General features: G+C 36.6%; 19 protein-coding genes. 15 read left to right on the top strand and 4 right to left on the bottom strand.

Annotated elements, in window-relative coordinates; all coding sequences use genetic code 11:
- Positions 1–14: 14 nt before the first annotated feature.
- The 3 genes from rnz to KI338_RS15765 are packed head-to-tail and all read right to left on the bottom strand — an operon-like array spanning position 15 to position 2735.
- Positions 15–938 carry a ribonuclease Z gene (gene rnz / locus KI338_RS15775; RefSeq protein ID WP_212921985.1) on the bottom strand — a complete coding sequence of 308 codons (924 nt, stop codon included), beginning with the start codon at positions 936–938 and terminating at the stop codon, positions 15–17.
- An 11-nt stretch (positions 939–949) separates the two neighbouring features.
- The gene (gene namA, locus KI338_RS15770) at positions 950–1966 is read right to left on the bottom strand and encodes an NADPH dehydrogenase NamA (protein WP_212921984.1); all 1017 of its coding nucleotides are present in this window, start codon (positions 1964–1966) and stop codon (positions 950–952) included.
- Positions 1967–1979: 13 nt separating this feature from the next.
- Positions 1980–2735, bottom strand: a complete 756-nt coding sequence (locus KI338_RS15765) for a glycerophosphodiester phosphodiesterase (RefSeq protein ID WP_306345324.1) — start codon at positions 2733–2735, stop codon at positions 1980–1982.
- 148 nt (positions 2736–2883) lie between these two features.
- Between KI338_RS15765 and KI338_RS15760 the strand changes: the two genes are divergently transcribed.
- The 3 genes from KI338_RS15760 to KI338_RS15750 are packed head-to-tail and all read left to right on the top strand — an operon-like array spanning position 2884 to position 4972.
- A complete protein-coding gene (locus tag KI338_RS15760) occupies positions 2884–3846 on the top strand; it encodes an MBL fold metallo-hydrolase (protein WP_212921982.1) in 963 nt (320 codons plus the stop codon).
- A complete protein-coding gene (locus KI338_RS15755) occupies positions 3836–4630 on the top strand; it encodes an SDR family NAD(P)-dependent oxidoreductase (RefSeq protein ID WP_212921981.1) in 795 nt (264 codons plus the stop codon). The genes KI338_RS15760 and KI338_RS15755 overlap by 11 nt, the downstream gene beginning before the upstream one ends.
- A gap of 15 nt (positions 4631–4645) precedes the next feature.
- On the top strand, positions 4646–4972 hold the full coding sequence (locus KI338_RS15750) for an iron-sulfur cluster biosynthesis family protein (protein ID WP_212921980.1): 327 nt from the start codon (positions 4646–4648) through the stop codon (positions 4970–4972).
- Between the two features lie 63 nt (positions 4973–5035).
- Here the strand turns inward: KI338_RS15750 and KI338_RS15745 are convergent, their stop codons facing one another.
- Positions 5036–5944, bottom strand: a complete 909-nt coding sequence (locus tag KI338_RS15745) for an aldo/keto reductase (RefSeq protein ID WP_212921979.1) — start codon at positions 5942–5944, stop codon at positions 5036–5038.
- 123 nt (positions 5945–6067) lie between these two features.
- On the opposite strand from KI338_RS15745, the gene KI338_RS15740 reads away from it, so the two are divergent.
- From KI338_RS15740 to spoIIAB, 12 genes are all read left to right on the top strand, one after another.
- A complete protein-coding gene (locus KI338_RS15740; RefSeq protein ID WP_212921978.1) occupies positions 6068–6613 on the top strand; it encodes an NUDIX hydrolase in 546 nt (181 codons plus the stop codon).
- Positions 6614–7786: an endonuclease Q family protein gene (locus tag KI338_RS15735; RefSeq protein ID WP_212921977.1), complete on the top strand. Its 1173-nt coding sequence runs from the start codon at positions 6614–6616 to the stop codon at positions 7784–7786.
- A gap of 93 nt (positions 7787–7879) precedes the next feature.
- The gene (gene spoIIM, locus KI338_RS15730) at positions 7880–8524 is read left to right on the top strand and encodes a stage II sporulation protein M (RefSeq protein ID WP_212921976.1); all 645 of its coding nucleotides are present in this window, start codon (positions 7880–7882) and stop codon (positions 8522–8524) included.
- A gap of 85 nt (positions 8525–8609) precedes the next feature.
- Positions 8610–9071 (top strand): ferric iron uptake transcriptional regulator, encoded by a 462-nt coding sequence (fur, locus tag KI338_RS15725; RefSeq protein WP_212921975.1) that lies wholly within the window; start codon positions 8610–8612, stop codon positions 9069–9071.
- Between the two features lie 183 nt (positions 9072–9254).
- Positions 9255–9461 (top strand): YqzK family protein, encoded by a 207-nt coding sequence (locus KI338_RS15720; protein WP_212921974.1) that lies wholly within the window; start codon positions 9255–9257, stop codon positions 9459–9461.
- A gap of 3 nt (positions 9462–9464) precedes the next feature.
- Positions 9465–10355, top strand: coding sequence for a site-specific tyrosine recombinase XerD (gene xerD / locus KI338_RS15715; protein WP_212921973.1), 891 nt, complete (start codon positions 9465–9467; stop codon positions 10353–10355).
- 99 nt (positions 10356–10454) lie between these two features.
- A complete protein-coding gene (gene deoB / locus KI338_RS15710) occupies positions 10455–11630 on the top strand; it encodes a phosphopentomutase (protein ID WP_212921972.1) in 1176 nt (391 codons plus the stop codon).
- Between the two features lie 16 nt (positions 11631–11646).
- The gene (locus KI338_RS15705) at positions 11647–12474 is read left to right on the top strand and encodes a purine-nucleoside phosphorylase (RefSeq protein ID WP_212921971.1); all 828 of its coding nucleotides are present in this window, start codon (positions 11647–11649) and stop codon (positions 12472–12474) included.
- A 12-nt stretch (positions 12475–12486) separates the two neighbouring features.
- Positions 12487–13791: a pyrimidine-nucleoside phosphorylase gene (locus tag KI338_RS15700; RefSeq protein WP_212921970.1), complete on the top strand. Its 1305-nt coding sequence runs from the start codon at positions 12487–12489 to the stop codon at positions 13789–13791.
- A gap of 143 nt (positions 13792–13934) precedes the next feature.
- Complete coding sequence (locus tag KI338_RS15695; RefSeq protein ID WP_212921969.1) at positions 13935–15110, top strand: D-alanyl-D-alanine carboxypeptidase family protein; 1176 nt, start codon at positions 13935–13937, stop codon at positions 15108–15110.
- A 103-nt stretch (positions 15111–15213) separates the two neighbouring features.
- Positions 15214–15567: an anti-sigma F factor antagonist gene (spoIIAA, locus tag KI338_RS15690; RefSeq protein WP_212921968.1), complete on the top strand. Its 354-nt coding sequence runs from the start codon at positions 15214–15216 to the stop codon at positions 15565–15567.
- Positions 15564–16007: an anti-sigma F factor gene (spoIIAB, locus tag KI338_RS15685; protein WP_212921967.1), complete on the top strand. Its 444-nt coding sequence runs from the start codon at positions 15564–15566 to the stop codon at positions 16005–16007. The genes spoIIAA and spoIIAB overlap by 4 nt, the downstream gene beginning before the upstream one ends.
- The last annotated feature ends 7 nt before the right edge of the window (positions 16008–16014 follow it).

Raw genomic sequence — 16014 nt, 5'->3', positions numbered from 1 at the left:
AAACTCAACTCCCATTAGTTGGATGGTATTGATACGTGAAATAAATCATAGGCAATCTCAGTATTGATGAAAATCTGTCTAGCTTCTTCCAATAGTTGTTGTGCATCATGATGCTGGTATCTAGATGAAATATGAGTTAGGATTAGCTGCTTTACATTACCATCCATGGCCAAGGATGCAGCTTGTACAGTTGTGGAATGAAAATAATTATGAGCCAGTGCTGCTTTATCCTTGTCAAAGGTGGCTTCGTGAATTAGGAGATTTGCATCCTGGACAAATTCTTGATTTTTTTCTGTAGACCTTGTGTCCCCAAGAATTACCACCGTTCTCCCTGGTTTTTCTGGCCCAATAAACTCTTTTCTCTCAATGATTTTTCCGTCATCAAGGAAAGTTGTTTCATTTTGCTTAATCTGCTGATAGATTGGACCAGGTTTAATTCCTATTGCCTTTAAATTTTCAACTAGCAGCTCACCAGGTTTCGCTTTTTCTTCAATACGAAATCCATAGCTAGGTATTCCGTGTTCAAGTAGCTTACAATAGACGATAAAATGATCATCCTCCATTATTTTTCCTTCACTAATTTCGACGAAGGAAAGAGGATAGGTTAAATGGGTACCACTCACCTTTAAACTTGTTAATACATATTCTTTAATCCCATTAGGACCATAAATAATTAATTCTTCGTCTCCGCCTTGAAAGGACCTAGAACTTAATAGCCCCGGTAAACCAAATATATGGTCCCCATGGAGGTGAGTGATGAATATCTTATTGATTTTTCTAGGCTTAATGGAAGTATGTAGGATTTGATGCTGGGTTGCTTCACCACAATCGAAAAGCCATACACTTTTTGCTTCCTGTAATAGCATAAGCGCTATCGAGGAGACATTACGTTCCTTGGAAGGGACTCCAGCACCGGTACCAAGAAAATAGATTTCCATTATTTTTCCTCCTACCTCCAGCCTCTACGATATTGAGTAGGTGCATCTAATGGATATTTCAATTGATCAGCTGCTTCCTTAGCCCAATAGGGATTTCGTAACAGTGATCGACCAATAAGTACAATATCTGCACGATCATTCTGTAGAATTTCTTCTGCTTGTGGTCCACTTGTAATAATTCCAACAGCTCCGGTTGGGATCTCAACCTCATGTTTAATAATTTCACAGCGCTTTACCTGATAGCCTGGGAAAGTATTTATTTTTGCAGGAACTACACCTCCTGAGCTACAGTCTATTAAGGCAATATCAAGCTGTTTAAGCCTGGTGGCAAAAAATATAAAGTCTTCTAATGTATTTCCATCTTTATGATATTCTTCGGCAGATATGCGTACGAATATAGGGCCAGTAAATACAGTTTTGACTTGCTCGACGATGTTTTCTAATAAACGGAAACGATTTTCACGATTTCCACCATATGAATCATCCCGTTTATTTGTTAGTGGAGAAAGGAATTGGTTTATTAAATATCCATGAGCAGCATGGATTTCTACCATGTCAAAACCAGCTTTTGCAGCACGTTCTGCTGCCTCTTTAAATGCTTGGATGATGTTATTGATGCCAGCTTCCTCTAATTCAGTAGGTTCTTTATAATTTTCATTAAATGCTAGGGGGGATGGGGAGTAAATGATGGGTTCATCTTCAGCTTTCCGACCTGCATGAGCTAATTGAATACCAACCTTTGTATTATACTGATGAATTTCATCTACTAGCTTTTTTAATCCTTCGATATGCTCATCATCCCAAATTCCTAGATCTTGTGCAGAAATTCTTCCAGCACGTTCAACAGCAGTTGCCTCAAATATAATCAATCCTACTTGACCTACCGCACGTGAAACATAATGAGTGAAATGAAATGGTGTAACCTTACCGTCCTCTTTATCACAAGAATACATACACATTGGAGACATTACAATCCTGTTTTTTATGGTCATGTTTTTAAACGTTATTGGTGAGAATAGTTTTGCCATTAAAATACCTCCATTATAATTGTCTTTTATATTGAAATACTTTTCGAAGTGTAACTGCTTTATAGGGTACATCTGTAAATATCCCATCACATGCTTCATGAAAACAGTTTATCATTTGTCTATATCGATTTACTGTATAGACACGGACAGCCATAGTGTTAGCATGTGCTTCGGTAATTAATGATCTGTTAACTAGTCGATATTTAATATGTAGCGCATTAGCACCGAGGCTCTTCGCATATTCAACTAGATTGGGATTTTGTCTGGAAGTTAGTAAGGCTACTCCAATTTCATTTTGATATTTTTTTAGCCTCTTAACACTTGTCGGATTAAATGTTGAGATGGTTGTTCGTTTCTCCAGACAATGTTCCTTTAGCATTCGGTATACGATAGATTCCAAATTAATATAGTCAATTTTGTTGTTCTTTAATTCTAAATTAATGGTTAAATTCTTTGGTTTAATCCAGACTAAGAAATCTTCTAATGTGATGATTCTTGCCGAGCAAAAGTCTGAAGAAAACCAAGATCCAGCATCAAGGCTTTGAAGCTCCTTATACGTATAGTCCTTAACATAACCTTTTCCGTTCGTTGTTCGTCTCAGTGACTCGTCATGAATAAGTACAGGGATATTGTCCTTTGTTAATTGGACATCTGTTTCAATGCCTTCAGCGCCAAGCATATAAGCAAGCTCAAAAGCAAACATGGTATTCTCTGGTGCAATTTTACTTGCCCCGCGGTGGGCAATAATTTCTGTTATCAAGACCTTCACCTCTAATTTGATTTTGTTTGAATTTTATGGGAAAGTCAACCAATACACACGCTCTAAATTTTCATTAAGTGACTTCTTTTCATTTTAGCGTTACAATGAAGAAAGGTGAATGAATGGTTATTCATTTTGGTGAAATAGGGGGGAGAAAATGACTGTTATTAACAAAATGATCCATCAACTTACAGTCCCAACGCCATACGCTGTAGGTGATGTTCACACCTATTTATTGAAGGGTGAAACATTATCATTAGTAGATGCGGGGGTAAATACGGAAGAAGCATGGATCGCACTTGTAGCTCAACTTAAGGATATCGGATATGAACCAAATGATATTGAACAAATCATTTTAACACATCATCATCCTGACCATACTGGTTTAATAGAGCGATTTAGTCAGGTTGAACGTATTATTGGACATCGGAATATTACCCCTTGGATTATGAGAGATGAGGCTTATTTCAAACATTTTGAGGACTTTTATTATCATTACTTTACCTTATCTGGTGTTCCGAAAGAATTTCAGGTTTTTATTGAAAGACTACGTGTACCCTTAAAATTCTCTGGAAAAGGGGAACTTACAGATGTTATAGATGAGGGTGATCGTTTACCTGGTCACTCTGAATTTCGTGTCATTGAAACGAAAGGACATGCTCAGAGCCATCTATCGTTTCTAAACATGGTGGACGGTACATTTATTGGGGGAGATCATTTACTTCAGCATATTAGTCCAAATCCAATCATGGAACCACCTTTAATTGGTGAGACTGAACGTCCAAAGCCTTTATTACAATATAGAAAAAACATAACAAAATGTCTTGATCTGGGTATTCGAGTGATACTACCAGGTCACGGTAAAATATTCTCTAATTTAGAAGAGGTTGTTGCTAGGCAAAGGGCGAAACAAGAGTCTCGGGCAACTAAGGTTTTAAGTCTGTTACGTAATTATTCACATACACCTTTCCAGCTATGTGAACAGATATTTCCTAGACAATATCAATTACAGCTAGATTTAACGATGTCCGAAACCATTGGACAATTGGATTATCTAGAGGATAAAGGACTAGTGACCAAAACAATAGAAGATGGGGTTTTCGTATATCATGCAATCTAAATTAACCGGAAAAAAGATAGTTGTTACAGGTGCCTCTAGTGGAATCGGAGAAATGTTAGTGAAACAAATTGCTTCTGCTGGCGGAACACCAATCATGCTTGCGCGTTCACTTGACAAGTTACGGCAACTTCAAAAGCAGTTAAAAGAGGAACACCAGATTCATGCATCATTTTATATGGTAGATTTAACAGATGAAGCAGATGTTTATAACGTAGTTAACACTGTTCTGAAGGAGCAAGGCACTATCCATGCCTTAATTAATAACGCAGGGGCAGGTGTCTTTCAATATGTTATCGATACGAGATGGGAAGATATCGAGCTTATGTACCAATTGAATGTTCTGGCAGTAATTCGGATAACAAAGCTGTTCCTACCTCACTTTATGGATAATAATGAAGGACATATTATTAACATTGCCTCTCAAGCGGGTAAGATTTCTACCCCTAAGTCTGCAGTATATGCTTCAACAAAGCATGCAATTTTGGGTTTTACAAATGCATTGAGACAGGAAGTAGCAAGGAATCAAATTCAGGTAACAGCGGTGAATTTAGGTCCAGTTCGAACTAATTTCTTTGCCCTAGCAGACCCTGAAGGTAATTATCAAAAAAATGTTGAGAAATATATGTTGGATCCAGGAAAAGTAGCAGAGAAAATTACAAAACATCTCTTAACGAATAAGCGGGAGATTAATGCGCCATTATGGATGGATATTGGAAGTAAATTTTATCAGCTATTTCCTGGTTTAACAGAAAAAGTCATGAAGAAGCAATTTAATAAAAAGTGATAAGGGGAAGAGAAGATGAGACTGTCCATTACAGATAAGGCTATGGAAAAGATATACGAAATTAATCAAAATCATGAAAACTATGTGATGTTAACGTACGATACGAAAAAGATGGGATGTGCGGTTAATGGCTTACCTACCTTTCGCTTAACAAACGCAGAAAATAGTAATCTCATCAAGATAGATAACCAACAATTTCCTACATTCATAAACGAAATGCAAGCAGTATTCTTTGCAGAAGAAATGAAGCTAGATTTTATTAATAGTATGTTTCGCCTGTCTAGTCCAGAGGGAATTCTGAATCCTTTTATCCCAGTAAATAGTGTATTAGAAAACGATTAAGAAGATAAAAGTGGCAAAGCTATGCCACTTTTATCATTAATATTTATTATTTCAATTGTACGTTTATATGTGTTCCTTGTATTCATTAGCTTTTGTTATCAATCGAAGCTCCTCATAAATGCTATCTTTGAGTTCGTAAGTTGTATCGAATGCTAGGTTTTCTTTCACTTGTTCAAGTGAACTAGCTCCAAATACTGCACTAGCTACTGCAGGGTGCTTTAGTACATATTGTAAAGCAAGCGCTTGGCGGTTTAGATAAGCGGAGAGCTTTGTATCAACCTCGACTAGTTCTTCATACGTATAATCTAAAAATCCTTCTTTTGCCTTTTTCATCATCTGATGCTTTCCATGGTTGCTCAATATGCCTTTTGCTAACGGACCACGAGCTAAAACACTTATTCCATGATTATGAAGGAGGTCAAAAATTTCCTTTTCGGGTCTGCGGTCTAAAAGACTATATTGCATCATTACACCATCAATAGAGGATTTCTCTACATATTCCCGTATGACGTTCGGTCTAATGGAGGAAATACCATAAGAACGAATAATACCTTCTTTTTTCAATGCTTCAAATGCTTCTATCGTCTCTTCAATCGGATCCTCAATTGTACCCCCGTGTAGCATATAGAAATCAATATAATCCGTTTTTAAGCGACGGAGACTTTCCTTTACTTCTTCTAGAATATACTTTTTCGATGGATCCCAAAACCAGTCCTTTTTTTCTTTATTAAAATGGTTACCAACTTTGGTCGTTATGATGATTTGGTTCCTTTTATCCTTAATTATTTCACCTACAATTTCTTCATTCATACCAAAATCATATAAATCCGCTGTATCAAGATGATTAATTCCCTTATCAAGCGCATAATCAATGATTAATCTTGCTTTTTCTATATCTGTTCCAATCGTCATGCATCCTAGTGTTAATGCACTAACTTCAAGTTCGGAATGACCTAATTTATTTTTTTTCATGTAAAAAACCTCCTACTCAGATTGTATGGTATGATAGGCTTTTATTTCAACTAAATCCCAATTCATTAACTTGTATCAATCCGTATGATATTATATTACTTAATAAAAGTAGGTGATAGTTCAATGAAAAAGTATGAGGAAAAAACGATAAAGACAGAAAAGATTTTTGAAGGTAAGGTCATAAAGCTTCAAGTAGATGATGTCCAACTTCCAAATGGAAAAAAATCAAAACGAGAACTTATTAAGCATCCTGGTGCTGTCGCTGTCATTCCAATAACAGATGAGAAAAAAATTATATTTGTCGAGCAATATAGGAAGCCGCTAGAGAAATCAATTATCGAGATTCCTGCTGGTAAATTAGAATGTGGGGAAAGCCCAGAAATTACTGCTATACGGGAATTAGAGGAGGAGACAGGCTATACAGCGAAAACATTGACGAAACTAACATCCTTCTATACTTCACCAGGATTTGCAGATGAGCTTATGCATATTTACCTAGCAACGGATTTACAAAAACTGGATCAGCCTCCTGCATTAGACGAAGATGAATTTATTGATATACTGGAATTAACTCTAGATGAAGCAAAACAGTATGTGAAGAATGAGAGAATTCATGATGCGAAGACAAATTACGCGGTATTATATCTTGAGTTGCAGGAGTTGTTATAAATGCTAAATGCTTATTTTGCAGATATGCACATCCATATCGGAAGGGATATCTTTGACAAGCCTGTTAAAATCACTGCTTCGAAAAACTTAACCATAACAAATATTTTAAAAGAATCGAGTAGAAATAAGGGGATTAATCTAATAGGTGTTATCGACTGTCAATCTCCAGCTGTACAACTGGAACTAAAAAGACTGATAAACGATGGATTAGCTTATGAATTAGAGGATGGTGGAGTTCGTTTTGAAGAGGTAACACTTCTTCTCGGTTCAGAAATAGAGGTTTATGATGACAACTGTCATGGCCCAATTCATGTATTATGTTTTCTACCAAGTCTAGTAGAGATGGAGCGTTTTTCAGAGTGGCTAGTTACAAGAATGAAAAATATTACACTCAGCTCCCAACGCTATTATGGATCCGCAAAGGATTTGCAATATAAGGTGAAGGAGCTAAGCGGATTATTTATTCCCGCTCATGTTTTTACCCCTTATAAAAGTCTTTACGGAAAGGGTGTACAACAGTCACTAAAAGAAGTGTTTGATCCAGATTTAATTGATGGTATTGAGCTAGGTTTAAGTTCGGATACCTTTATGGCAGACAAAATTCGCGAGCTACATCATTATACATTTGTAACGAATTCAGATGCTCACTCCCTTGCAAAGATTGGTAGGGAGTACCAGGAAATTCTCATGAAGGAACCATCTTTTAAGGAATTTAACTATGCATTACATCAAGTGGAAGGCAGACAGATTATCCGAAATTATGGAATGAATCCGCAGCTAGGAAAATATCACAAGACTGTATGTGACAAGTGTTTAACTCATATGGAACCAGATGTAACGGAATGTAAAAACTGTGGATCTAAAAAGGTTGTGAAAGGAGTAGCGGATAGGATTGAAGAATTAGCGGATTATACCGGAAAGGAGATTCCAAGACCACCATACTTGTACCAAGTTCCATTAGAATATTTACCAGGCTTAGGCCCAAAAACATTTAAAAAACTATTGGAACATTTTCACACAGAAATGAATATCCTTCACAACATACCATATGAGAGTCTGTTGGATGTAGTACCTGAAAAGCTTGCGAACTCTATTATTCAAATGCGAGAAGGAAAATTAGCTATCAACGCTGGCGGCGGTGGTAAATATGGTAGTGTAGCCACAACTGATTAATTATTTGATACAAAAAAGATAGATTTGATAGGAATGTTTCTATAGATATTCTCATAACGTTTACTATATAGGAATAGTGAATGGAGGATCTCTATGTTGAAACGTAGCATGCAATTAGTTGACCATCTGAAGGAATATGCAACCATCTACATTTTTATGATTATACTATTTTTATCAGGAATTATATTTGGTGCTATTATTGTTAATAGTATGGGATTTCAGCAAAAACAAGATTTGTTTTTCTATTTGGAGCGTTTTTTTGGTCATATTTCCAATGAACAGCCAATAGAAAAAACACAATTATTAAAGGAAAGTTTTTTTTATCATTTAAAATATATTCTCTTGTTATTTATTCTTGGGTTATCCGTAATTGGCTTACCAGTTGTGTGGATACTAATATTTTTAAAAGGGCTAGTGGTAGGATTTTCAGTTGGTTTTATCGTCAATCAGCTTGGAATAAATGGCTTTTTAGTAGCTACCTTTGGTATAGCACCACAGAATATAATCGTCATTCCTATCTATATCATTGCTGGAAGCATATCGATGATATTTACATTAGGCTTATTAAATAAACTATTTTCCAGAAAAACTTCTTTTTCACAGCCTGTGTTACATCCTTTCGTTAAATATGTGTCCGTTTTTGCAATATTAATTGCATTAACCGGTATACCAGCAGCAATAGAAGCATATATTGCGAACGATGCAATGGTCGGATATATCAAGTCGTTATACAAGTAAGAGAATCGTTCTTTTCAAATATTTGCTTTGACACTCCTATTCCGTGTGCATATAATAAAGGTGGGATATGAGGGAGGAGATCGCCATGGAACATCGAATTGATCGGATTAAGAAACAGCTTCATGCTCAAAGCTATAAGCTAACACCTCAACGTGAAGCAACGGTACGTGTCTTATTAGAACGGGAATCAGATCATTTAAGCGCTGAAGAAATATATCTATTAGTAAAAGAAAAAGCACCCGAGATCGGTCTTGCAACGGTGTACCGAACGTTAGAGCTGTTATCAGAACTAAAAATTGTTGATAAAATCAATTTTGGCGATGGCGTCTCCAGATACGATTTACGTAAAGAAGGGGCCGAGCACTTTCATCATCATCTTGTATGTATTGAATGCGGCTCCGTAGAGGAAATAATGGACGATCTACTCGGTGATGTAGAAAAAATAGTAGAAAATGAATGGGGATTTAAAGTACAAGATCATCGCCTTACCTTTCACGGTCTTTGCAAATCCTGTCAAAAAGCTGGAGTCGAAACGATTACTTCATAAAATTGCCTTTTCTTTTAGAGAAGGCTTTTATTATTTCATATCATTTAAACAAAAATTGGTGTAAAATAAAGGAAGCAACGCATCTATCAAATAATGGGACTAGTTTTCTAGTTATTATGTATAAAGTGATTCTTTTTTGGCATATCTTTTAATATTAACTTATTATTAAAGGAGAAATGCCGTATGAAAAGGATGGTATGGGATACTGTAAAAGTATTTATCATTTTCATAGCATGTACATTCATATTTTATTTCGGTTTGCAAATTATGCACTCCGAATATGAACAGTTCCATCGCTACGATACACCAGAGGGCCCTGCTGTCAAAGTTTTTAATAGTGAGCAAAGCTTTATGGATCGTCTAAATATATTTTTTCGATTAGGGGAGTAGAGAATGTTGAACCATGCGTATAATGATTATTTTCATTATTTGCAAATAGAGCGAGGGTTGGCTGAGAACACGTTAAAATCCTATAAGAGAGATTTAAAATCGTATATGGAATATATGCAAAAGAGTGATCATTCAACATGGAGTGAGATAACTAGAGCAGATATTTTGAAATTCTTGTATTCTGTAAAGGATGCTGGAAAGTCTTCAGCGACTATTGCTAGAATCATTACCTCTATCCGCCAGTTTCATCATTTCTTAGTTCGAGAACATATTGTTGAGCATGACCCAACATTACATATTGAAACACCAAAAAAGGAAAGAAAACTTCCTGATATCTTATCTGTTCAAGAAGTAGACAGGCTTCTTGATATTCAGGGGAATGCTCCGCTTGATATTCGAAACAAAGCGATGCTCGAATTAATTTATGCTACTGGATTACGTGTGAGTGAATTAGTTACATTAAAGGTCAGTGACTTACATTTAACGATGGGATTTGTTCGATGCCTTGGTAAGGGCTCCAAAGAACGTATTGTACCGTTAGGTGATATGGCCGAAAAGTCTATAGAGCTTTATTTACGTGATGCAAGGCGAAGTCTACTAAAGAAGAATAAAGATGAGAATATATTATTTTTAAATCAGCATGGAAGACCAATGACAAGACAGGGCTTTTGGAAAATATTAAAAAAAATAGCAAGCAGTGCCCATATAACTAAAGACATAACACCGCATACATTAAGACACTCCTTTGCAACCCATTTATTAGAAAATGGTGCTGATTTAAGGGCAGTTCAGGAGATGCTAGGCCATGCAGATATCTCTACAACACAAATTTATACACATGTAACAAAAACGCGACTAAAGGATATGTATAAATCATATCATCCAAGAGCATAGCTCTTGTTTTTTACTTTAAGTTGTCTGACATCCTACAACATTATGAAATAGACATAGAATCGGGGATTTAAGCCAACATAGACTTTAGGAGGTATTATCATGCGAAAATTTAACAGAGTATTTTTAATCGTGATGGATTCAGTTGGAATTGGGGAAGCACCGGATGCGGAGCAATTTAATGATAAGGGTGCAGACACGTTAGGACACATTGCTGAACAAATGGATGGCTTAAAAATGCCGAATATGGGGGCACTTGGACTGAGCAATATTCGTGAGCTAAAAGGTATTTCAAAGGCTGATAAGCCCATGGCGCATTATACAAAAATGCAAGAGGCTTCGAATGGAAAGGATACTATGACTGGCCATTGGGAGATCATGGGGCTTCGTATTGAACAGCCATTCCAAACATTTCCAGATGGTTTCCCAGATGAATTAATTCAAGAGCTAGAGAAAAGGTCAGGTCGTAAGGTCATCGGGAATAAACCAGCTTCGGGAACAGCTATATTAGATGAACTAGGTCCTCAGCATATGGAAACCGGTGCACTTATAGTTTATACCTCAGCAGATTCAGTACTACAAATTGCAGCACATGAAGAAGTGGTACCACTTGATGAGCTCTATAAAATATGTGAAATTGCTCGTGAGCTGACATTAGATGAGAAGTATATGGTTGGAAGGATTATTGCTAGACCATTTGTTGGTAAACCAGGTGCCTTTGAACGCACATCTAACCGCCATGACTATGCATTAAAGCCATTTGGAAAAACTGTAATGAATACCTTACAGGATAATAATTTTGATGTGATTGCACTTGGGAAAATTTCCGATATATACGATGGTGAAGGTGTGACCAAGGCGATTCGTACAAAAGATAATGATGATGGAATGACAAAGATTGTAGAGTCGATGGATGAGGACTTTACAGGAATTAGCTTCTTAAATTTAGTTGACTTTGATGCGAAATATGGTCACCGTAGAGATCCTATCGGCTATGGAAAAGCCCTTGAAGCATACGATGCACGTTTACCTGAAGTATTGGATAAGTTAAAGGATGATGATTTACTCATCATAACGGCAGACCACGGAAATGACCCTGTACATCACGGTACAGATCATACACGAGAATTTGTACCATTACTTGTATACTACAAAGGCATTGAGGAAGGTAGAGAGCTACAATTACGTAAAACCTTTTCCGATATTGGTGCAACAATTGCTGATAACTTCGAAGTGGAAATGCCAGAGCACGGTGTCAGCTTTTTACATGAAATTTAATTAGGGGGAAACGTTAATGGATTACGGAAAAATTAAGGAAGCCAGTAATTATATAGAAAATAAAATTAATGTAAAACCAGAGATGGGGCTTGTTTTGGGATCAGGGTTAGGGGTTTTAGCTGAAGAGTTAACAGATACTACTGTTATCCCTTATCAAGAAATTCCATACTTTCCTGAGTCAACCGTGTTTGGCCATAAGGGACAATTAGTCATTGGAATGTTAGAAGGAAGACAAGTTCTTGTCATGCAAGGTCGCTTTCATTATTATGAAGGCTATTCGATGCAGCAGGTAACCTTTCCAATGCGGGTTATGAAGGAGCTAGGTATAAAATCCCTATTAGTAACTAATGCTGCAGGAGGAATTAATGAATCCTTTCATCCAGGGGATTTAATGATTATATCTGACCATATTAATAATATGGGAACTAGTCCACTAATCGGTCCAAATGATGAAAAGCTAGGTGCAAGGTTTCCTGATATGTCGGAAAGCTATGACAAGGAATATATTCGTTATGCTTTGGAATGTGCTAAAGAAATCGGAATTCAAGTACAAACGGGTGTATATGTTGGAAATACTGGGCCAGCATATGAAACTCCGGCAGAAATTAGAATGCTAAGAACCTTAGGGGGAGATGCAGTAGGAATGTCTACTGTTCCAGAAGTCATCGTAGCAAATCATGCAGGAATGAGAGTACTTGGGATATCTTGTATTTCTAATATGGCAGCAGGTATTTTGGATCAGCCATTAACGCATGATGAAGTTATAGAGACTACGAATAAAGTGAAGCAGGACTTTTTAAATTTCGTGAAAAGGATTGTTCGTTCATTACCAACTACTAACTAGGAGGTGGAAACAATGAGGATGTATGACATAATTGAGAAAAAACGTGACGGTCATGAATTAAACGAGGAAGAAATTCGCTTTTTTATTGATGGATATACGAACGGGGATATTCCAGATTATCAAGTAAGTGCTCTTTTAATGTCGATCTATTTTCAAGATATGACAGAGAGAGAAAGAGCTACTCTGACAAAAGCGATGGTAGATTCCGGTGATAAAATTGATCTCTCGGGTATTTCTGGTATAAAGGTTGATAAGCATTCAACTGGTGGTGTTGGAGACACTACCACTTTAGTATTAGCGCCATTAGTAGCATCGGTAGGTGCTCCAGTTGCTAAAATGAGTGGACGTGGCCTTGGGCATACTGGTGGAACTATTGATAAGCTGGAGTCTGTACCTGGTTTCCATACAGAAATAAGCAATCAGGAATTCATCGATCTAGTTAATCAAAACAAAGTATCTGTCATTGGTCAAACCGGAAACCTAACGCCAGCAGATAAAAAATTGTATAGCCTTCGGGATGTGACAGCAACTGTTAATTCCATTCCGTTAATTGCCAGCTCTATTATGAGTAAGAAAATTGCTGCTGGCGCCGATGCTATTGTTCTAGATGTAAAAACCGGTGCTGGTGCATTTATGAAAAATTTGGATGATGCAAAGGAATTAGCTAAAGCAATGGTTTCGATAGGAAATCAAGTTGGGCGAAAAACGATGGCAGTAATCTCGGATATGAGTCAACCTCTTGGCTATGCAATAGGTAATGCGTTAGAGGTAAAGGAAGCTATTGAAACACTTCAAGGAAAAGGCCCGGAGGATTTAACAGAATTATGTTTAGTTCTAGGTAGTAAGATGGTATTACTAGCTGAAAAGGCAACCTCTCTTGAAGAAGCTAGAAAGAAATTAGAAGAGAATCTATCGAACGGAGCAGCCCTAGAACAGTTTAAAGTTTTCTTGGCCTCACAGGGAGGAGATACTTCGGTTGTGGATAATCCAGAACTTCTACCGAAGGCCTCTAAAGTAATAGATGTACCCGCCGGTAAGTCTGGTACAATTCAGACATTGATTGCTGATAATATTGGGACTGCTGCCATGATGCTAGGTGCTGGTAGAGCAACAAAAGAATCAGAAATTGATCTTTCAGCTGGTATCCTATTACATAAAAAAGTTGGGGATGCCGTACAAAAGGGCGAGCCTCTTTTAACGCTGCACACCAATATTGATTCTGTAGATGCCGTTTTAGATCTAATTGGAAATAGTATCGTTATTACAGAAGAAGAAGTTGATGCACCAGTATTAATTTATGGATCTATTACCGAATAATTATAAAATTCATCAAGGTAGCGCTAGAATATAGCGTTACCTTATTTTTTTGGGAACTAATTTTTTATTTAGTGGGCTGAGGTTATAAGTTTGTTTAATTTTGGCAATCCTAGAACTATATTGATTGCTGGAGGTAAAACAGAATGAAAAAGAATGTCCTAATAGTAGGTTTACTAGTATTAACCATTTTTTTATTTAATATTACTGTGTTTGCTGAGGAAAGTGGACATGGTAAGGATACATTTGATTTAGCACCTAGTGCGAAATCCGGCATTTTAATTGAACGTGATACAGGAAAGGTTATGTTTGAAAAGAAGGCACATGAACCTTTACCACCTGCAAGCATGACAAAAATCATGACAATGCTTTTAATTATGGAAGAAATAGATAAGGGTAACTTGAAAAAGAATGAAATGATCCGAATTAGTGAAAATGCAGCTTCCATGGGTGGATCACAAATATTTCTCGAGGCAGGAGAAGAGATGAGTGTTGATGATCTATTAAAAGGAATAGCTGTTGCTTCTGCAAATGATGCTAGTGTTGCCCTTGCAGAACGTATCTCCGGAAGTGAAGAAGCATTTGTGAAGCGTATGAATCAAAAGGTAAAGGAACTAGGCTTAAAAAATACTAAATTTCAGAATGTATCTGGTCTACCGGCAAAGGATCATTATTCTACCGCATATGATATGGCCATGATGGCAAAAGAATTATTAAGCCATGAATCTATTACGAAATACACCTCAATATATGAAGATTATTTACGAAAAGGTACGGATAACGAATTTTGGTTAGTGAATACAAATAAATTAGTTCGTTTTTATCCTGGAGTAGATGGTTTGAAAACAGGCTTTACTAGTGAGGCCAAATATTGTCTTACAGCTACCGCAAAAAAGAATGATATGCGTGTAGTAGCGGTCGTAATGGGTGCTGAAACACCAAAAGAACGCAATTCCACCATTTCAAATATGTTGGATTATGCATTTAATACGTATGAAACAAAGAAGCTATTTAATCAAAACGATAGAATAACGGAACTTAACGTATTAAAGGCAGCAAAAAGAAAAATAGATGTCGTTGCTAGTCAGTCCATTAGTATGGTGTTTAAAAAAGGTGAATCAATTGAAAAATTAACAACATCTGTTCAGCTTGATGAGGTTAAGCTTCCAATTAAAAAAGGGACAAAAGTTGGTACATTACATGTGAAAAATGGTGATAAATCGATTTCCGAAACACCATTAATTATTAATGAGGATGTGGACAAAGCATCTTATTTTACGCTGTTTAAACGCTCGATTCAAAAGCTGTCGAAAAATGATTAATTCCTTCTAATTTAACAGATTTTCTTCTTCTTTTGTCACAAAGCAGGAATTTACCCATTTAATAAAGAATTGATACTTACAAAGGAATGTAAGGAGGATATAAATGGGGCTAAAATATATGTTTGATGTAAAAGAAGACGTATTAGTTGTTCGTTTAGCTGGTGAATTAGATCATCATGAAGCAGAAGAGCTACGAGACCAGTGGAAGGACATGCTATATTTAAATCCAGTAAAACATGTGATTTTAAATCTTGAAAAGATAAGCTTTATGGATAGTTCAGGACTTGGAGTCGTTTTGGGTAGATACAAGGAAGTTCTCCAGTTAGGAGGGGAAATGGTAGTATGCTCTGTACCACCTTCAATCAAACGGTTATTTGAAATGTCTGGTATGTTTAAAATTATTCGTTTAGAGGAGAACGAGGAATTTGCTTTAGAAACTTTGGGGGTGGCTTCATGAAAAATGAAATGCATGTGGAATTTTCGAGTGTTAGTCAAAATGAATCATTTGCTCGTGTAACTGTTGGAGCATTTGTTGCTCAGCTTGATCCAACCATGGAGGAATTAACAGAGATAAAAACAGTTGTATCTGAAGCAGTAACGAATGCAATCATCCATGGTTATAATAGTGAGCCAGACCATAAAGTCCATATCTCTTGTATTTTACATGAGGATGGGGAAGTGGAGATAACAATTCGTGATAACGGTATTGGGATTGCTGATATCGATGAGGCAAGACAACCATTATTTACATCGAAGCCAGACTTAGAACGGTCTGGAATGGGATTTACGATTATTGAGAATTTTATGGACTCTGTAGAAGTTATTTCCAAGCAAGGTGAGGGTACCTCTGTTCATATGAAAAAGCAGTTAACAAATAGTAAAACGGTTTATAATTAGGATGCGA

Source organism: Ornithinibacillus bavariensis (assembly GCF_018333235.1).
GTDB lineage: Bacteria > Bacillota > Bacilli > Bacillales > Amphibacillaceae > Ornithinibacillus > Ornithinibacillus bavariensis.
Note: the sequence above shows the minus strand (reverse complement) of the source record. Positions and strands in the feature narration are given on the sequence as shown.

Bases quoted from the DNA above. Each gene is read 5' to 3' on its own strand.
- KI338_RS15740 (WP_212921978.1), top strand. From the start codon at position 6,068: ATGAAAAAGTATGAGGAAAAAACGATAAAGACAGAAAAGATTTTTGAA.
- deoB (WP_212921972.1), top strand. From the start codon at position 10,455: ATGCGAAAATTTAACAGAGTATTTTTAATCGTGATGGATTCAGTTGGA.
- KI338_RS15760 (WP_212921982.1), top strand. From the start codon at position 2,884: ATGACTGTTATTAACAAAATGATCCATCAACTTACAGTCCCAACGCCA.
- spoIIAB (WP_212921967.1), top strand. From the start codon at position 15,564: ATGAAAAATGAAATGCATGTGGAATTTTCGAGTGTTAGTCAAAATGAA.
- fur (WP_212921975.1), top strand. From the start codon at position 8,610: ATGGAACATCGAATTGATCGGATTAAGAAACAGCTTCATGCTCAAAGC.
- KI338_RS15735 (WP_212921977.1), top strand. From the start codon at position 6,614: ATGCTAAATGCTTATTTTGCAGATATGCACATCCATATCGGAAGGGAT.
- rnz (WP_212921985.1), bottom strand. From the start codon at position 938: ATGGAAATCTATTTTCTTGGTACCGGTGCTGGAGTCCCTTCCAAGGAA.
- KI338_RS15755 (WP_212921981.1), top strand. From the start codon at position 3,836: ATGCAATCTAAATTAACCGGAAAAAAGATAGTTGTTACAGGTGCCTCT.
- namA (WP_212921984.1), bottom strand. From the start codon at position 1,966: ATGGCAAAACTATTCTCACCAATAACGTTTAAAAACATGACCATAAAA.
- xerD (WP_212921973.1), top strand. From the start codon at position 9,465: ATGTTGAACCATGCGTATAATGATTATTTTCATTATTTGCAAATAGAG.
- KI338_RS15745 (WP_212921979.1), bottom strand. From the start codon at position 5,944: ATGAAAAAAAATAAATTAGGTCATTCCGAACTTGAAGTTAGTGCATTA.
- spoIIAA (WP_212921968.1), top strand. From the start codon at position 15,214: ATGGGGCTAAAATATATGTTTGATGTAAAAGAAGACGTATTAGTTGTT.
- KI338_RS15720 (WP_212921974.1), top strand. From the start codon at position 9,255: ATGAAAAGGATGGTATGGGATACTGTAAAAGTATTTATCATTTTCATA.
- KI338_RS15705 (WP_212921971.1), top strand. From the start codon at position 11,647: ATGGATTACGGAAAAATTAAGGAAGCCAGTAATTATATAGAAAATAAA.
- spoIIM (WP_212921976.1), top strand. From the start codon at position 7,880: ATGTTGAAACGTAGCATGCAATTAGTTGACCATCTGAAGGAATATGCA.
- KI338_RS15695 (WP_212921969.1), top strand. From the start codon at position 13,935: ATGAAAAAGAATGTCCTAATAGTAGGTTTACTAGTATTAACCATTTTT.
- KI338_RS15750 (WP_212921980.1), top strand. From the start codon at position 4,646: ATGAGACTGTCCATTACAGATAAGGCTATGGAAAAGATATACGAAATT.
- KI338_RS15700 (WP_212921970.1), top strand. From the start codon at position 12,487: ATGAGGATGTATGACATAATTGAGAAAAAACGTGACGGTCATGAATTA.